Here is a 15377-nt window from a genome sequence, read left to right as displayed (position 1 = left end):
GGGAGCAGCGCTCTTTGTTAAACTTTGTTTTTTTCTTTATCTCAGTATGTTAAGATATTAGCGGCTATGCCGCGGTTGATAGTTGATGGTTAGTAGTTGATGGAAACACCAACAACCAAGAACCAACAACCGACAACCAAAAGCTTAAGGTGGTTATTGCGTCGGGGCTCACCTCTTCCCATCTCGAACAGAGAAGTTAAGTCCGACTGCGCAGATGGTACTGCAGTAATGTGGGAGAGTATGTCGCCGCCTTTTTTTGGAAACCCTTACTAGAAATAGTAAGGGTTTTTTGTTTTATGCAAATTCTCTGTAAAAACAGTAAAAGAATAGAATGGATAGCCCGGTCCCCTTCGGCCAGGCTCAAGGCAGGCCAAGGGGACACGTCATAATTATGTAAATTATAGTTGTAGTTCTGTAAAAAGGCGTTCTTAGTTTATGTCGAAATTTACCGTATTGTTTTTTATGAAGCAGCAAATTATAGGCAATTAACTTAAGACAGAAACTATGAAAAAAGCAATTTTAATCATCGGAATGGTTACGTTTGTTGTAACAAATGCCATAGCACAGACTGATCAGTTGCCAACGGCAGACAACCGTGACAAGATGTTCATGGGGATAAAGGGCGGAATTAATTTATCTAACGTTTATGACTCAGAAGGGAAGGACTTTGTGGCGAATTCAAAATTTGGTTTTGCTGCCGGAGGGTTTATCGTTATTCCTATAGGCAGGTATTTTGGGGTGCAACCCGAAGTGTTGTTTTCTCAAAAGGGGTTTAAATCGACGGGTACATTCTTAGGGAATAGCTATGAAATGACCAGAACTACAAATTATATTGATGTGCCGCTTTTGGTAGCTTTTAAGCCTGCTGAAACTGTTTCACTTTTATTTGGACCTCAATTTTCTTATTTGTTGAAACAGAGGGATAATTTTAAAGGCGGTACCATTTCGTCAACTCAGGAGGATGAATTCAGTAATGACAATATTCGTAAGAACATTTATGGTCTTACGGGAGGAGCCGATTTTAACGTAGATCATTTGGTGATTGGTGTCAGAGCCGGTTGGGATGTAAAGCGTAATAATGGCGATGGCACTTCGACAACACCGAGGTATAAAAACATGTGGTATCAGGTCACCCTTGGTTACCGATTTTAGAGAATACTTTTCATATATATGAAAAAACCTCCTGAATTTCAGGAGGTTTTTCTTTTATTGTTTTTCAAGCCATTCCCGGGCATTGACAAAGGCTTCAATCCAAGGGGATACTTCGTCTTTTTGACCGCGGTCAGGATAGTAGGCCCAGTTCCAAGGGAACGTAGAACGCTCAATGTGAGGCATCATGACCAAATGTCTTCCGGTTTTATCGCACAACATGGCCGTGTTATAATCAGAACCGTTGGGATTTGCCGGATAGCCTTCGTAGGCATATTTGGCCACGATGTTGTATTGGTGTTCTTCATAAGGCAATTGGAATTTCCCTTCGCCATGAGAAACCCATACGCCAAGTGTAGTCCCGGCTAAGGTTTTGAGCATGACCGAATGGTTCTCTTGAACGGTTACCGAAGTAAAAATACTTTCGTGTTTGCGGCTGTCGTTATGAGCCATTTTACCATGCACTTCGTGCTCCGGATTGATCAATTCTAATTCCATAAACAACTGACAACCGTTGCAGATACCAACCGATAACGTGTCTTCTCTCTGGAAGAAATTCTTTAAGGCTTGGTTGGCTTTTTCGTTGTATTTGAAAGCGCCGGCCCAACCTTTGGCAGAGCCCAACACATCCGAATTCGAGAAACCACCCACGGCACCAATGAATTGAATGTCTTCTAAGGTTTCACGTCCCGAAATCAAATCGGTCATGTGTACGTCTTTGACTTCAAAACCGGCCAAATACATTGCATTGGCCATTTCACGTTCGGAATTACTGCCTTTTTCACGAATGATGGCTGCTTTCGGACGCGGTTTACTCTGGTCAATAACTGGTTTTAAACCGGTAAAATGATTTGGGAATTGGTAGTGTAGTGCCTGATGACTGTAATTGTTAAAGCGCTCCCGGGCTTTATCGTTTTGGGTTTGTTTTTGATCGAGTAAGAATGAAGTTTCAAACCAATCGTCCCGTAATGCCGGGATATCAAGTATCATATCTTGAATACGCAAAGTTGCGGAAGACACTACTTTTCCAATTTTGAAATACTCGATACCGTCTAATGCGTTTTCAAATGTGGCATCATCCTTGGCCTGAAGAACCAGACCAATATTTTCGGCAAACAAAATCTTCACTAAATCTTTTTCGGGCAATGCATGGAAATCGATTTCAGCGCCCAGATTCACATCGGCAAAACACATTTCCAGTAGTGTAGTGATTAAGCCACCGCTTCCAATGTCATGTCCGGCCAAGATTTGCCGGTCTTTGATTACGTCTTGTACCGCATTGAAGGCGGTTTTGAAAAAAGTAGCATCTTTGACGGTTGGTGTTTCGGTACCAATTTTATTTTGCGTTTGGGCAAACGAACTGCCGCCCAGTTTGAAATCGTCTTGTGATAAGTTGATGTAGTAAATAGATCCCCCGTTTTTCTGGAGTACCGGTTCCACCACTTTGGTAATGTTGGAACAGTTTCCGGCTGCCGAAACAATCACGGTACCCGGCGCGATGACTTCCTCATTCGGGTATTTTTGTTTCATCGAGAGTGAATCTTTTCCGGTCGGAATGTTGATGCCCAGTTCAATGGCAAAATCCGAACAAGCGGCAACGGCTTCGTACAAACGCGCGTCTTCGCCTTCATTTTTACACGGCCACATCCAGTTGGCGGATAAAGAAACACTTTTCAGGTTGTCTTTTAACGGGGCAAAAACGATGTTTGATAAGGCCTCGGCTATGGCATTTCGACTGCCGGCTTTCGGGTCGATTAAAGCGGAAATCGGCGCGTGGCCTATAGACGTTGCAATGCCTTCTTTACCGTTAAAATCCAGTGCCATCACTCCCACATTGTTTAGCGGTAACTGTAACGGCCCCACGCATTGCTGCTTGGCGACTCTACCGCCCACACAGCGGTCGACTTTATTGGTTAACCAATCTTTGCAAGCTACCGCTTCTAATTTTAAAACATCTTTTATATAGTCCTGAATATAGTCTTTTGAATATTCTAATTCGGTGTAATTTCTTTCTATGGTTTTGTCGGCCATGATGGTTTTGGGCGAACTGCCAAACATGTCTTCCAAGGCCAAATCCATCGGTTTGAAACCGGTTTGGCTGCCTTCAAAAGTGAAACGTTTGTTGGCGGTGACTGCTCCCACTTGATACAACGGTGCCCGTTCTCTTTCGGCAATGCGTCGCAAGGTATCGATGTCTTTTGATCCAATGACCAAGCCCATTCTTTCCTGAGATTCGTTGCCAATGATTTCTTTGGCTGAAAGCGTGGGGTCGCCCACCGGTAATTTATCCAAATCAATTAACCCGCCGGTTTCTTCTACCAATTCGGAAAGACAATTTAAATGTCCGCCTGCGCCGTGGTCGTGTATGGAAACAATCGGGTTGGTAGCGCTTTCCACCAAACCGCGAATGGCATTGGCGGCTCTTTTTTGCATTTCGGGATTGGAACGTTGGATGGCGTTCAACTCAATACCCGAACCAAAGGCTCCGGTATCGGCAGAGGAAACCGCGGCACCGCCCATTCCGATTCTGTAGTTTTCCCCGCCGAGAATAACGATTTGATCTCCTTCGCTCGGCTTCTTTTTGAGGGATTGGTCTAATTTTCCGTAACCGATTCCCCCGGCTTGCATGATGACTTTATCGTAACCTAATTTTCTGTTTTCTTCTTCGTGTTCAAAAGTTAGAATAGAACCGGTAATGAGCGGTTGCCCAAATTTATTCCCGAAATCGGAAGCGCCATTCGAAGCTTTAATTAGTATATCCATCGGCGTTTGGTACAACCAGTTTCGTTCCGGCATGCCGTTTTCCCAAATTCTGTTTTGGTTTAAACGCGAATAAGCTGTCATGTAAACAGCTGTTCCGGCTAAGGGTAGTGAACCTTGTCCGCCAGCTAATCTGTCGCGAATTTCACCTCCCGAACCTGTTGCTGCGCCATTAAACGGCTCAACAGTAGTGGGGAAATTATGGGTTTCCGCTTTTAATGAAATCACCGAATCGAATTCTTTGGTTTCGTAAAAGTCTGGTTTGTCTGCGCTTTTGGGGGCAAATTGGGTCACTTTCGGACCTTTGATAAAAGCTACATTATCTTTATATGCTGAAACAATATCATTTGGATGTTCGGCGGAGGTTTTTTTGATGAGTTTGAAAAGTGACATTGGTTTTTCTTCACCGTCAATCACAAAGGTTCCGTTGAAAATTTTATGGCGGCAGTGTTCCGAATTCACTTGGGAGAATCCGAACACCTCAGAGTCGGTTAATTTTCTGCCAATTTTTGAGGCAACAGCATTCAAATAATCAACTTCTTCCTGACTTAACGCTAACCCTTCCTGTTGGTTGTAAGCGGCTATGTCGTCAATTTCCAGAATCGGTTCCGGTTGGAGGTTGATGGAGAAAATATCCTGATCGAGTGCCGCGTATTTTTGCAAAAGCATCGGGTCAAAGTCGGTGAAGCTTTCGGCTACTTTTTGGAATTCTTCAATTCGGATGATGCCTTCTATCCCCATGTTTTGGGTGATTTCGACCGCATTGGTACTCCAGGGTGTAATCATGGCGGCCCGGGGGCCAACAAAAAAATCCGTCAGGACGGATTTTTCTATTTTATGAGCGTTGCCAAAAAGCCAGTTTAATTTTGAGAGGGTTTCTGTCGAAAGTTCGTTTTGCGCTTGTACGGCAAAAACAGCAGCACTTCCGTTTCCGAAGAAATGAATCATTGTGTAGTTATTAGTTGTTGTTGTAGTTGCAAATTTAGGCTAAAAAAATGAATCCTAAAATCTCTTTTAAAAATTAATTTGTCGGGAAAGTAATGTGCTGATAAGCACCCAAGTCAATGTTGGGAGAAACTCTTGTTGTGTTGATTAAATCTTTAGGAACACCAACATTGGTACCAAATCCGTTTCCGGCAGATAATTCTCCAATCATTAATTTATTCTTGTACACGCTTTGAAAATCAGTTTTTCCATTTTTAATAATGTTACCTGTATCGTTCAGAAAAGCATAATTAGGATCATTGGTATACGCATTGTTACTATTGTTAAATTTGATTTGACAACGGCTGAATAATGGCGCTGTCCAGTTGGTATCTGGATTCACAGTACTTTTCAGCATCAGCATTTCTATTTGGTTAGAACCAAAAATGATACAGTTGTAAAAATCGGCTTGCTCTAAATCAAAGGCTACCTGCTGGTTGTTTTCATCTTTATAATAATTGTCAATGAGTACCGCCAGCTGATTGGAGCTCGACCAATTGTTATTGAAAGTACAATGTTTAAACTCGTAAGCGCCGCCCAAGGAGCAAGACAAAGCATATTGCCCGGCATTGTTGATGACAATGTTTTCTCCTTTTATTTTAGCTGTTTTGGCATAAATTCCCCTGAGTGAAGAATCATAAATTTGAGTGTTTTTGATGGTCATGTAATTGCCGTCATTGTGGTCAATTAGTAAACCTACGGTGGCATTTTTGATGGTTAAATGATTGATTTCATTATTGGTGCTGCCATCGGTTAGCCAAATGGTTCCCCATTGTCCGGGGACATCGGAATACTCGGGTTCGAGCCGATCACCTTCAAAAATGACTTCATTTTCTAAAGCTGCCGTAGTCGAATAGTCTCCATTTACTTTCAAAGTTGCCCCATTGCCTACAATCAGACCGGAGTCTGCATGAAAATGAATTCGGGCTCCCGGCATTACGTTTAAAGTCTTGCCACCGGGTACCGCGGCATAGCCATAAATGACATAAGGTTTATCATTACCCCATACGTATTCATTGCCGTTAATCGGGTCATTTTCATCCAAGAAAAAACCATAGATTTCTTCATTTCCTATTGGCAGTGTTTCGGTAGTACCGTCGTCAAATTTTTTGGGATACAGGAAATATGCATCCTGAATCAGCGTAACCAGCTCCACTTTTTGGAAATTGGCTCCGGTATCAAACTGAATTTGGTCGGTATACAGGAACTGTGTCGGATTGACATTAGGTACATTATTAGTGATTTCAATGAAAATAAATAAACTGTCTTTGGCTAATAATTCAACGTTGTGAAAAATACGGTTGTTGTCTCCGGTCATGCCGTCTACGGTCATGCGGTACTTTGAATCCTGTCCTTTTCCTAATTGGATAATCGGGATTTTAATATCCTTATCACTGTGATTGTACACCTTCAAAGTATAAGTACTTGAGCCAATAGTGTTGAAAACAGTATCTAAATAAACCGTGTCTTTTGAAAAAGTTAATCCTCCGGTGCTTGGTTCAAACACAAAGTCCTGACGACAAGAGCTGACAGTAATGGCTAAACCAATAAAAAAAAGAATAATAAGTTTACGCATTGGTATCTTGAATTTTTACTTCGTACAATTCGACCTAAAGGTCTCTGGTGGTAAATGTAGGTATTAATTTCAAAATTTCGAAATGTGTGTCATTGAAAATAAGCTACACTTCATAACGAATAAAATTCAATTTTAGTATAAATGAAAGAATAAGGAATCTTAAAATTGTTTTACAAAGTCAAATAAATAGTAATTTTACAAAAAAAAGATATGTCTTTTGATAAAGAAAAAATGCTTCAACTCTGCAACGATTGGAGCAAAAACACCTTAATGGAAACCTTGGAAATTGAATACATAGATGCCGGCGAAAATTTCCTTACAGCCAAAATGCCGGTCAACCCAAGAGTACACCAACCGATGGGATTGTTGCACGGTGGAGCCTCGGTAGCTTTGGCCGAAAGTGTCGGCAGTGCCGCTTCCATGTTGTTTATCAATCCTGAAAAGCAAGAGGCTAGAGGAATTGAAATTTCTGCCAATCACCTGAGAAGTAAAAGAGAAGGGATGGTGTATTGCACAGCCAAAATTCTGCATCAGGGGAGAAGCCTTCATCTTTGGGAAATCAAAATTACCGATGAAAACGGCAAATTGGTTTCGCTTTGTAAATTGACGAACATGATTTTACCCCGACGCTGATGACGGACTTATTCCTAAAAATCAGGATTCACCAAGAACAGCAATTACCTTTTGTATTGTTCTGCAAACCCAATTCGGAGAGTATGGTGGGGCTTTTTCAAAACAATGACCATCTTTATTTTCTGGAGGATTTTCAGGAAACCGGTTTTGTGTTTGCTCCTTTTGATGGTGAGGCTATTCCGTATATTTCTCAAAAATATTCCGATGTCATGGTAGAACGAATTTACCACACCAACTATCATGTCGAGAGTGATAAATCGGTCAATTTTGACGAAAAAGCAAAAAATGATTTTGAAGCTTTAGTGCAAAAAGGAGTTGAAGCCATTGAAGATAACCGATTTCAAAAAGTGGTCTTGTCGCGCAAAGAGACGGTAAAGCTCAGCTCGTTCAATTTAGAAATTGTTTTCAGAAAGTTGACGCAGCATTACCCATCAGCATTTAAATATTGTTTTTTTCACCCGAAAATAGGCATGTGGATGGGTGCTACTCCGGAACAGTTTTTAAAAATTAACGATAAAAATATTCAAACCGTTGCACTTGCCGGAACCCAATTGGCCGCCAATGAAACCCAATTAGTGTGGCATCAAAAAGAAAAAGAAGAGCAACAGTTGGTTACTGATTTTATTTTAGACGGATTGCAAAATTGGGTAACCGAGCTTACTTTTTCCAGTCCCTATTCGGTGCAGGCGGGTACTATTTGGCATATTAAAACCGACATTTCAGCCAAAGCTAAATCAAAAAAATCGCTTTCAAACATTATTGCAGCACTGCACCCTACTTCGGCAGTATGTGGTTTGCCTAAAGCTTCAGCCAAAGATTTTATAGTGAAAAATGAAGGCTACCATCGGGAATATTATTCGGGATTTTTGGGAGAGTTCAATATCGATTTGGCCAGTTTCAGGACCCGTCAATCCGATTTGTTCGTGAATTTACGTTCTATGAAAATTGTTGGTGATACGGCCGAACTTTTTGTTGGTTGCGGCATTACCAAAGACAGTATTCCGGCTGATGAATACGTGGAAACAGTCAACAAATCAATGACGATGAAAAAAGTACTGGATTTTTAAAATGTTGGTTTTTTATTTACATTATTTTTGTATCCACAAATTATGAAACAATGAAATTAGATATACTTGCTTTCGGGGCACATCCCGATGATGTTGAATTGGGTTGCAGCGGAACCTTGTCCAAAGAAATTTCGCTGGGTAAAAAAGTGGGAATAATTGACTTAACCCGCGGCGAACTCGGTACTCGTGGTTCTGCTGAGATAAGAGATGCCGAAGCATGTCTGGCTGCCGAAATATTGGGAGTTGCTGTCCGTGAAAACCTTAATATGCGCGATGGTTTTTTCGTAAATGATGAAGCTCATCAGATGAAAATCATCAAAATGATTCGCAAATACCGCCCTGAGATAGTCTTGTGCAATGCTGTTGATGATCGACACATCGACCATGGCAAAGGCAGTAAACTGGTTTCTGACGCCTGCTTTCTATCCGGTTTACGACGTATTGAAACCGAACTTGACGGGGAAGCTCAGGAAGCCTGGCGTCCTAAAGTGGTCTACCATTATTTGCAATGGAAAAACCTGGAGCCCGATTTTGTAGTCGATATTTCGGATTTTATAGATAAAAAGAAAGAGTCTATTTTGGCTTATGCTTCTCAGTTTTATTCCGAAAATTCTAAGGAACCGATAACGCCTATTGCTACCAAGAACTTTTTAGACAGCATTCATTACCGCACTCAGGACTTCGGAAGATTGGTTGGAGTGGAGTATGCTGAGGGCTTTACAGTAGAGAGATACGTGGCTGTCAAGAGCTTAGGAGATTTGATTTAAAAAAAGAAAAAAATCTTTGCAAAAGATAACTTTTACACTATATTTGCACTCGCAAATGAAGCTACGGCTTTTCTTGTAAAACAAATGGTGATTGTAGCTCAGTTGGTTAGAGCGTCGGATTGTGGTTCCGAAGGTCGCGGGTTCGAGACCCGTCTTTCACCCAAAAAGCAAAAGCCTCCGGTATCGGAGGCTTTTTTTGTTTATATAATTTCGCAGTTTTCAATTCGGTTATTCGTCTTTTTTATCTACTACCAATTTATCTTTTCGGTTAGCAATTTCCCAGACAATGGCAAATCCGTATTGAGTTCGTTTGGTCAGCGCATCAAATTCTATTTTACTTACTTCATCCGTAGCTTTATGATAATCGGCGTGAGTACCGTTGAATAAAAATACCGACGGGATGCCGTTTTTGGCAAAATTGTAATGATCCGAGCGGTAATAAAAACGATTAGGATCTTTTTTGTCGTTGTATTTGTAATCCAAAGTGAGGTGAGTGAACTCTTTATTTACGCTTTCGCAAATGGTGTACAAGTCGCTAGACAAGTAATCAGAGCCAATAACATAAACATAATTATTCGAATCTTTATGAAAATCATCGCGGCGTCCTATCATGTCAATATTGACATCGGCAACGGTATTGGCAAGCGGAAACAATGGGTTTTCGGAATAATAACGCGAACCGTGTAAGCCGTGTTCTTCGCCCGTAACATGCAGAATCAGGATTGAACGCTTAGGACCATGTCCTTCATTTTTAGCTTTTTGAAATGCTGCTGCCATTTCCATAATAGCAACCGTTCCCGAGCCATCGTCATCGGCACCGTTGTATATTTCCCCGTTTTTGATGCCAACATGGTCATAATGTGCCGAAATTACAACTACTTCTTCCGGTTTTTCAGAGCCTTCTATGTAAGCCCAAATGTTCTCAGAATCCGGTAAGCCTTCGTTGCGTTTTGCGTTTAAGAAAGCCGCTGGTATGCGTTGGTAGTAATCAGTGGCTCCTTTCGGAAAAGAGATGCCATGACTTTTATAAAAATCAATCATATAACGGCCGGCTTTTTTTTGCCCTTCACTACCGGTTTGACGCCCTTCCATTTCATCAGAGGCAATAACGGTTAAATTTTTTTGCAAACTTTCGGTTGAAATGGTGTTGATGTACTTGGCTACCGATACAGCCGAATTTTTGGAGGATGATTTTTGTGAAGTACAATTTGTAAAAAGGCCTGTCAATAAAAACAGCACCATTATTTTGCTCCAATTTGATTTCATAGTTTAATGTAAGTTAATGAAGGTATAAAACATGAAGGTTAGTAGCAAAATGCTCATCATAATTACATTAATGACAAACATAGCGATACTTTTCAGGAAAGATATTATTCGGGTTTCTCCGTAAAAACGATGATGTGCCGGGAAGAAATAGTAAAACATCCAAATATAACTGGCGCCCAATCCAACATATCGGATTGTATCGGTAATGCTGTTTTCAACAAAACAGTTCATGATTTTATTGAAAAAGAAAATCAGCAGTATCGAGAGCAGTAAAAACGAAAAATAATGCAAGGTGAAAATACCATGGTCAAAATAATACCAACGTTTTTTTCCGTGAAAGAGCCACAGTACAAAAGCAAACAATGGCATGTAAATGAAGAGCGTTTTTGGAAAATCATGACGTAACTGTTCCAAGAATTTCTCCATTAATTCCTGTTTGGTGTTTTTTGCTTTTACGAGTAACGATTTTTTGATTACGTTATATTCCCAATCTGTAAGTTTTTCATTAGCCGGACCGTATTTTTGCATCGAGTCGAGTTCTCTGATGTTTCTGTAACCAAAATTTAAAAAGTTTTCATTTGCTTTTTCATTGGTAAGATGTTGCTCTTTTTGTAGAGCGTCTTCCGCTTTCAAAATCTCGGATATTTTTATCTTTTTAACCGAAATCACACTGTCTTTGAGTACACCGTTTTTATCTTTAATTTGGACAGTTTGAGTTTCATTTCCGCTGAGTAATTCTTCTTCGTTTCCGGGAAAAGCCGTGATGATGAAGAACGTCACAAAACTGATAAAAATGTACAAACGCACCGGAGCCAAATAGGACAAACGCTTGCCCGAAAGATATTCCTTAGTAAGTGATGCCGGTTTGAAGAATAAGTTTTTGATGGTTTTCCAAAAGGCATTTTCGTAATGCGTTAAATCTTCAAAAAAGTGAACAAACAAATGATGAAATGTCTTTCTGGTATCGGTATTTTCCTGTCCGCAATTCGGACAAAATCGGTTTTCTACAACGTATCTGCAGTTCAGGCAGGTTTTATCTTGGCGTAACGGACTTTTGGACATGGCTTTGTAATAAAATTCGACCCGTAAATCTATTAAAATTATTTCTATTTTTGAGGAACAAAAAAAGAACTATGCAATCTAAAGCCCTCACCCCGCAAGATTATTTAAACGAATTGCCTTCGGACAGAAAAACCGCCGTTGAAAAACTCCGCAATACCATACTTCAAAATTTACCGGAAGGATTTCAGGAAGTCATAGGCTATGGCATGTTAGGCTATGTAGTGCCTCATAGTATTTATCCCAAAGGTTATCATTGTGATACAAAATTACCCTTGCCCTTTATAAATGTAGCTTCGCAAAAGAATTTCATAGCGTTGTATCATATGGGAATTTATGCCAATAAAGCACTATTGGATTGGTTTGTGGCTGAATATCCCAAACATTGTAAAACTAAGTTAGACATGGGCAAAAGTTGTATCCGATTTAAAAAGCCTGATGATATTCCCTATGATTTGATAGCTGAACTAATCCGAAAGATAACAGTTCAGGATTGGATTACAACTTATGAAAGTGCCTTTGTAAAAGCATAAGATGATGCACATAGAAAGAAATCAAGACGATGAATTTAAAGATATAAGAGCCATTGCTCAAGAAGTTTGGCCTATAGCTTACGGTAGTATTTTGAGTCAGCCGCAACTCGAATACATGATGGAAATGATGTACAGCGTACCTGCTCTCAGACAGCAGGCTGAGGAGAAAAAACATCATTTTATTTTGGTCAAAGACCATGATGTTTCGGTTGGTTTCGCTTCCTATGAATTGAACTCCGGAGATACACATAAAACCAAAGTTCATAAAATTTACATACTCTCTACCCGTCAAGGAGAAGGAATTGGCAAATTACTGTTAGATTTTATTCTGAATGAAGCTAAAAGTCAAAATGAAAAAGCAGTTTTTTTGAATGTAAACAAATACAATCCGGCTCAGCATTTTTATCAAAAATTAGGATTCAGTACTGTAAAAGAAGAAGTCATCGACATTGGCAATGGTTATGTTATGGATGATTTTGTGATGGAAAAATCAATTTAAATGTAGTCATGGAATTCCTTAAAAAAATAAACAGCAGGGCAAAAGCCGAAAATGATACCGGTTTTGGAACCAATGCATCCAGTTACGGTGGTCGATTCGTCAATAAAAGCGGCAATGCCAACATCAAAAAAACGGGAATTGGTCTTTTTGACAGTATTAGTTGGTACCACACGATGTTGAATATCCCAAGATGGAAATTCATGATGATTATAGTGGTTTTTTATTTTTTGGTCAATTTTATTTTTGCGGGTATTTACTACGCCATAGGAGTTGAGCATTTAGTTGGAGTCGATGCCACATCAAGATTAGATAAATATGGGCAGGCTTTTTTCTTTAGTGTGCAAACATATACCACAGTGGGTTACGGGCATGTGAGTCCCAGTGGTTTTTTAACCAGTTTCATTGCTGCTGTAGAAGCGCTTTTCGGATTGTTGAGTTTTGCAATTGCTACAGGCTTGTTTTACGGAAGATTCAGTAAGCCCAAGGCTTTTATCCGTTTTTCACACAATGCTCTAATTGCGCCTTACGGAAAAGGTACCGGATTAATGATCAGAATGACACCTTATAAAAATACCAATTTAACCGATGCCGAAGTGAAAATCATGTTAGGAATGATAGTAGAGGAAAATGGTGCATTGGTCAATAAATTTTACAGCTTAGATTTGGAACTGGCCAAAATTAATTCATTAACCTTGAGTTGGACACTAGTACACCCGATAACTGAGAACAGTCCATTGTACAACTTTACTAAAGAAGATTATGAAAATATAAATGGTGAAATATTGGTTTTTCTTAAAGTTTTTGATGATATGTTCAGTACTACAGTGGCTAAACGCACCTCTTATACTTTTTCGGAAATTGTATTTGGAGCCAAATTCATTCCGATGTATTTTAAAAGCTCGGATGACAATAAAACAGTCCTTGACATTGATAAACTCAACGCTTTTGAAAAAGTACCATTATGAAAAAGTCCCGAGTAATCGGGACTTTTTTATAGATTGGATTGAAATTACTATTCTTTTATAAATTTTTGCGAGTAATTCTTTTCCTGAGCATCTTTCAGCAATAGAATATAAGTGCCGGTAGCTAATTTATCAACGTTTAGAGTGTTACCTTCAAATTTACTTTCCAACACTACTTTACCATTCATATCAAATACTTGGGCCGTTTTAAACTCAACCGGATTGTTAACATTTAAGCTGATATTGAGGTTGTGTTTCACAGGATTCGGATACAGGCTGAAAGCCGTATTGTTAAACGAATTAACTGCTAAGGTGGCACCTTCCACAACTTTAAGCATTTGATTTGGCGTTACATTAGTGTAGGTGTCTACAATTCCTGAAGGCCATTTAATCACTACTTGGTCAATAATGGTGGCTTGTCCTATTCCGAAATGAGCGTTAAGTGAACTCATGTATTTAAATCCTTCACCACTTCTGATGTCTCTGATTTGTTTACCCCAAGTACCGTAAATTTCAATTCGGGCTCCAATTCCGTTACTGTTACTTTGAACGCCTTGCAGGGCTACTTTCAACCATTTGTTTGTGTTAGGAACTGCATATCTGATAGTAGAGCCACTCTGAATATCCAGGAATCCATCATTATTTAAATCACCGACAGCTCCTACTGCAATACCGCTGTAACTTACAGGAGCAAAAGTGCCATTCCCTTGGTTGAACATAATTTTATTACCTCCTCCAAGTACGTCTATGAATCCGTCGTTATCAAAATCGTAGGCTATATTGTCAATATTAGTTGATGTGTTTGTGTCCCAACCCGAACCTGAGGTTATGTTGGTAAAGGATCCTAAAGTATTGGTAGTTTCAAAGTTGTTTCTAAAATATTTATGAGTACCTGTACTGGCTGTGATGATAATATCCATATCTCCATCATTGTCAAAATCGGCAATGGCTGATGACCATGTTTGAATCGGAGTTACATCAATTCCGGCAAGTGATGAAACATTGGTATAAGTATTTCCTCCGTCATATCTGAATAATTGGCAAGGTGGTCCTGAGCATTTAGAGATAAAGACATCGGTATCGCCATCATTATCAAAGTCAGTAAAAAGTGTAGCATAATTACCTCCGCCTGAACTGAGATTCATGGCTCCTGCAGTAGTGTTCGATTGATAATAAGTTAAGTTAGCATTTCCATCATTCAGGTAATAAACATTTGGGGCCACATCATGACATGAGAAAATGTCCAAATTACCATCTTTGTTTAAATCGGCGAAATTTGTTCTTTGGCAAAAAATATATTCACCGGGTGTAATGCCTGTGTAAGCAGTTCCTGTATTGTTTGACCTTATAATCGAAAGCCCGTTGGTATTTCCTAATGCTAAGTCATTAAACCCGTCTTTATTGTAATCTCCTGCTGCCATGCTCCAGCCGGGCATATAATTAGCACCGGTTATAGGGAAATCAGTAACAGTAAAAGCGTTTGGTGTGCTTCCTTGAAAATGAATTCTCAAGTTATTTGAACTAACACCTACAATATCATCTAGGTTGTCATTATTCATATCTACAACACAAATATTGTAGGTACTGTTAATGGTTGATAGCGTTTGTGTTGTATAAGTTATAGGGGTGGGAGGTGGTACAACAATGGGAGCTTCAATTAATTGAAATGAAAATCCGGTATTTTTTGCAGTCGATAACCACCTGTTGTCCCAAGCTATGTAATAAGTTGTTCCGGCAGTTACATTGAATATACAAACGGAAGAATAACTGCTTCCGCTATCATCATCCCCGGCATAACAGGTTAATGCACCACACGTTCCGGTATATACATGAACACGGGTATCTTTTCTTGGGGTATTAGCTGCAATGTCTGAAGTAACGGTTACAGTTAAATCCTGTGTTGGGGTATATGCATACCATTCTCCCGCAGGGATATTTGCGACCGGGATACTTCCATTGTTAGCACAAATGGGAGTAGGAACATCGGTACCGTTAATGATACCTACTGAATATATACCTCCGGTAGTCAGAGGAAATGCAGAAGCACAAGTGTCCTGTGCATTACTATGCAGCCCTAACAGCAGCAAAGAAATAATTAGAGTAATTTTTTTCATATTTTAAG

At 39.8% G+C, this 15377-nt stretch carries 12 protein-coding genes, 1 tRNA gene and 1 rRNA gene; 9 read left to right on the top strand and 5 right to left on the bottom strand.

Annotated features, from left to right (window positions below):
* The first annotated feature begins 145 nt into the window (after positions 1–145).
* Positions 146–255: ribosomal RNA gene (gene rrf, locus EZL74_RS11765) — 5S ribosomal RNA — on the top strand.
* Between the two features lie 249 nt (positions 256–504).
* On the top strand, positions 505–1152 hold the full coding sequence (locus EZL74_RS11760) for a porin family protein (protein WP_131476815.1): 648 nt from the start codon (positions 505–507) through the stop codon (positions 1150–1152).
* A gap of 54 nt (positions 1153–1206) precedes the next feature.
* On the opposite strand, the gene purL is transcribed toward EZL74_RS11760, so the two are convergent.
* Both purL and EZL74_RS11750 read right to left on the bottom strand, forming a co-directional pair.
* Entirely contained in the window at positions 1207–4857 is a 3651-nt protein-coding gene (gene purL, locus EZL74_RS11755) for a phosphoribosylformylglycinamidine synthase (protein ID WP_131476814.1), read from the bottom strand.
* A gap of 73 nt (positions 4858–4930) precedes the next feature.
* Positions 4931–6469 carry a hypothetical protein gene (locus EZL74_RS11750; RefSeq protein ID WP_131476813.1) on the bottom strand — a complete coding sequence of 513 codons (1539 nt, stop codon included), beginning with the start codon at positions 6467–6469 and terminating at the stop codon, positions 4931–4933.
* Between the two features lie 210 nt (positions 6470–6679).
* Between EZL74_RS11750 and EZL74_RS11745 the strand changes: the two genes are divergently transcribed.
* From EZL74_RS11745 to EZL74_RS11730, 4 genes are all read left to right on the top strand, one after another.
* Positions 6680–7102, top strand: a complete 423-nt coding sequence (locus EZL74_RS11745) for a PaaI family thioesterase (protein WP_131476812.1) — start codon at positions 6680–6682, stop codon at positions 7100–7102.
* The gene (locus EZL74_RS11740) at positions 7102–8169 is read left to right on the top strand and encodes a chorismate-binding protein (RefSeq protein ID WP_131476811.1); all 1068 of its coding nucleotides are present in this window, start codon (positions 7102–7104) and stop codon (positions 8167–8169) included. The genes EZL74_RS11745 and EZL74_RS11740 overlap by 1 nt, the downstream gene beginning before the upstream one ends.
* Positions 8170–8219: 50 nt before the next feature.
* Complete coding sequence (gene bshB1 / locus EZL74_RS11735; RefSeq protein ID WP_131476810.1) at positions 8220–8936, top strand: bacillithiol biosynthesis deacetylase BshB1; 717 nt, start codon at positions 8220–8222, stop codon at positions 8934–8936.
* An 86-nt stretch (positions 8937–9022) separates the two neighbouring features.
* Positions 9023–9098 (top strand) — tRNA-His (locus tag EZL74_RS11730).
* A 66-nt stretch (positions 9099–9164) separates the two neighbouring features.
* On the opposite strand, the gene EZL74_RS11725 is transcribed toward EZL74_RS11730, so the two are convergent.
* Both EZL74_RS11725 and EZL74_RS11720 read right to left on the bottom strand, forming a co-directional pair.
* Complete coding sequence (locus EZL74_RS11725) at positions 9165–10202, bottom strand: M28 family metallopeptidase (protein WP_131476809.1); 1038 nt, start codon at positions 10200–10202, stop codon at positions 9165–9167.
* A 3-nt stretch (positions 10203–10205) separates the two neighbouring features.
* The gene (locus EZL74_RS11720) at positions 10206–11264 is read right to left on the bottom strand and encodes a DUF3667 domain-containing protein (protein WP_131476808.1); all 1059 of its coding nucleotides are present in this window, start codon (positions 11262–11264) and stop codon (positions 10206–10208) included.
* A 71-nt stretch (positions 11265–11335) separates the two neighbouring features.
* Here EZL74_RS11720 and EZL74_RS11715 point away from each other — a divergent pair, with 71 nt between their 5' ends.
* Genes EZL74_RS11715 through EZL74_RS11705 form a run of 3 tightly spaced genes read left to right on the top strand, consistent with a single transcriptional unit; the run spans position 11336 to position 13258 of the window.
* Entirely contained in the window at positions 11336–11794 is a 459-nt protein-coding gene (locus EZL74_RS11715) for a DUF1801 domain-containing protein (protein WP_131476807.1), read from the top strand.
* Position 11795: 1 nt separating this feature from the next.
* Positions 11796–12293: a GNAT family N-acetyltransferase gene (locus EZL74_RS11710; protein WP_131476806.1), complete on the top strand. Its 498-nt coding sequence runs from the start codon at positions 11796–11798 to the stop codon at positions 12291–12293.
* 8 nt (positions 12294–12301) lie between these two features.
* Positions 12302–13258 carry an ion channel gene (locus tag EZL74_RS11705; protein WP_131476805.1) on the top strand — a complete coding sequence of 319 codons (957 nt, stop codon included), beginning with the start codon at positions 12302–12304 and terminating at the stop codon, positions 13256–13258.
* Positions 13259–13305: 47 nt separating this feature from the next.
* Here the strand turns inward: EZL74_RS11705 and EZL74_RS11700 are convergent, their stop codons facing one another.
* A complete protein-coding gene (locus EZL74_RS11700; protein WP_131476804.1) occupies positions 13306–15369 on the bottom strand; it encodes a CRTAC1 family protein in 2064 nt (687 codons plus the stop codon).
* Between the last annotated feature and the right edge of the window lie 8 nt (positions 15370–15377).

The sequence above is a fragment of the Flavobacterium silvisoli genome (assembly GCF_004329815.1).
Lineage (GTDB): Bacteria > Bacteroidota > Bacteroidia > Flavobacteriales > Flavobacteriaceae > Flavobacterium > Flavobacterium silvisoli.
The sequence above is the reverse complement of the archived record's forward strand: the minus strand, read 5'-3'. Positions and strand labels throughout refer to the sequence as shown.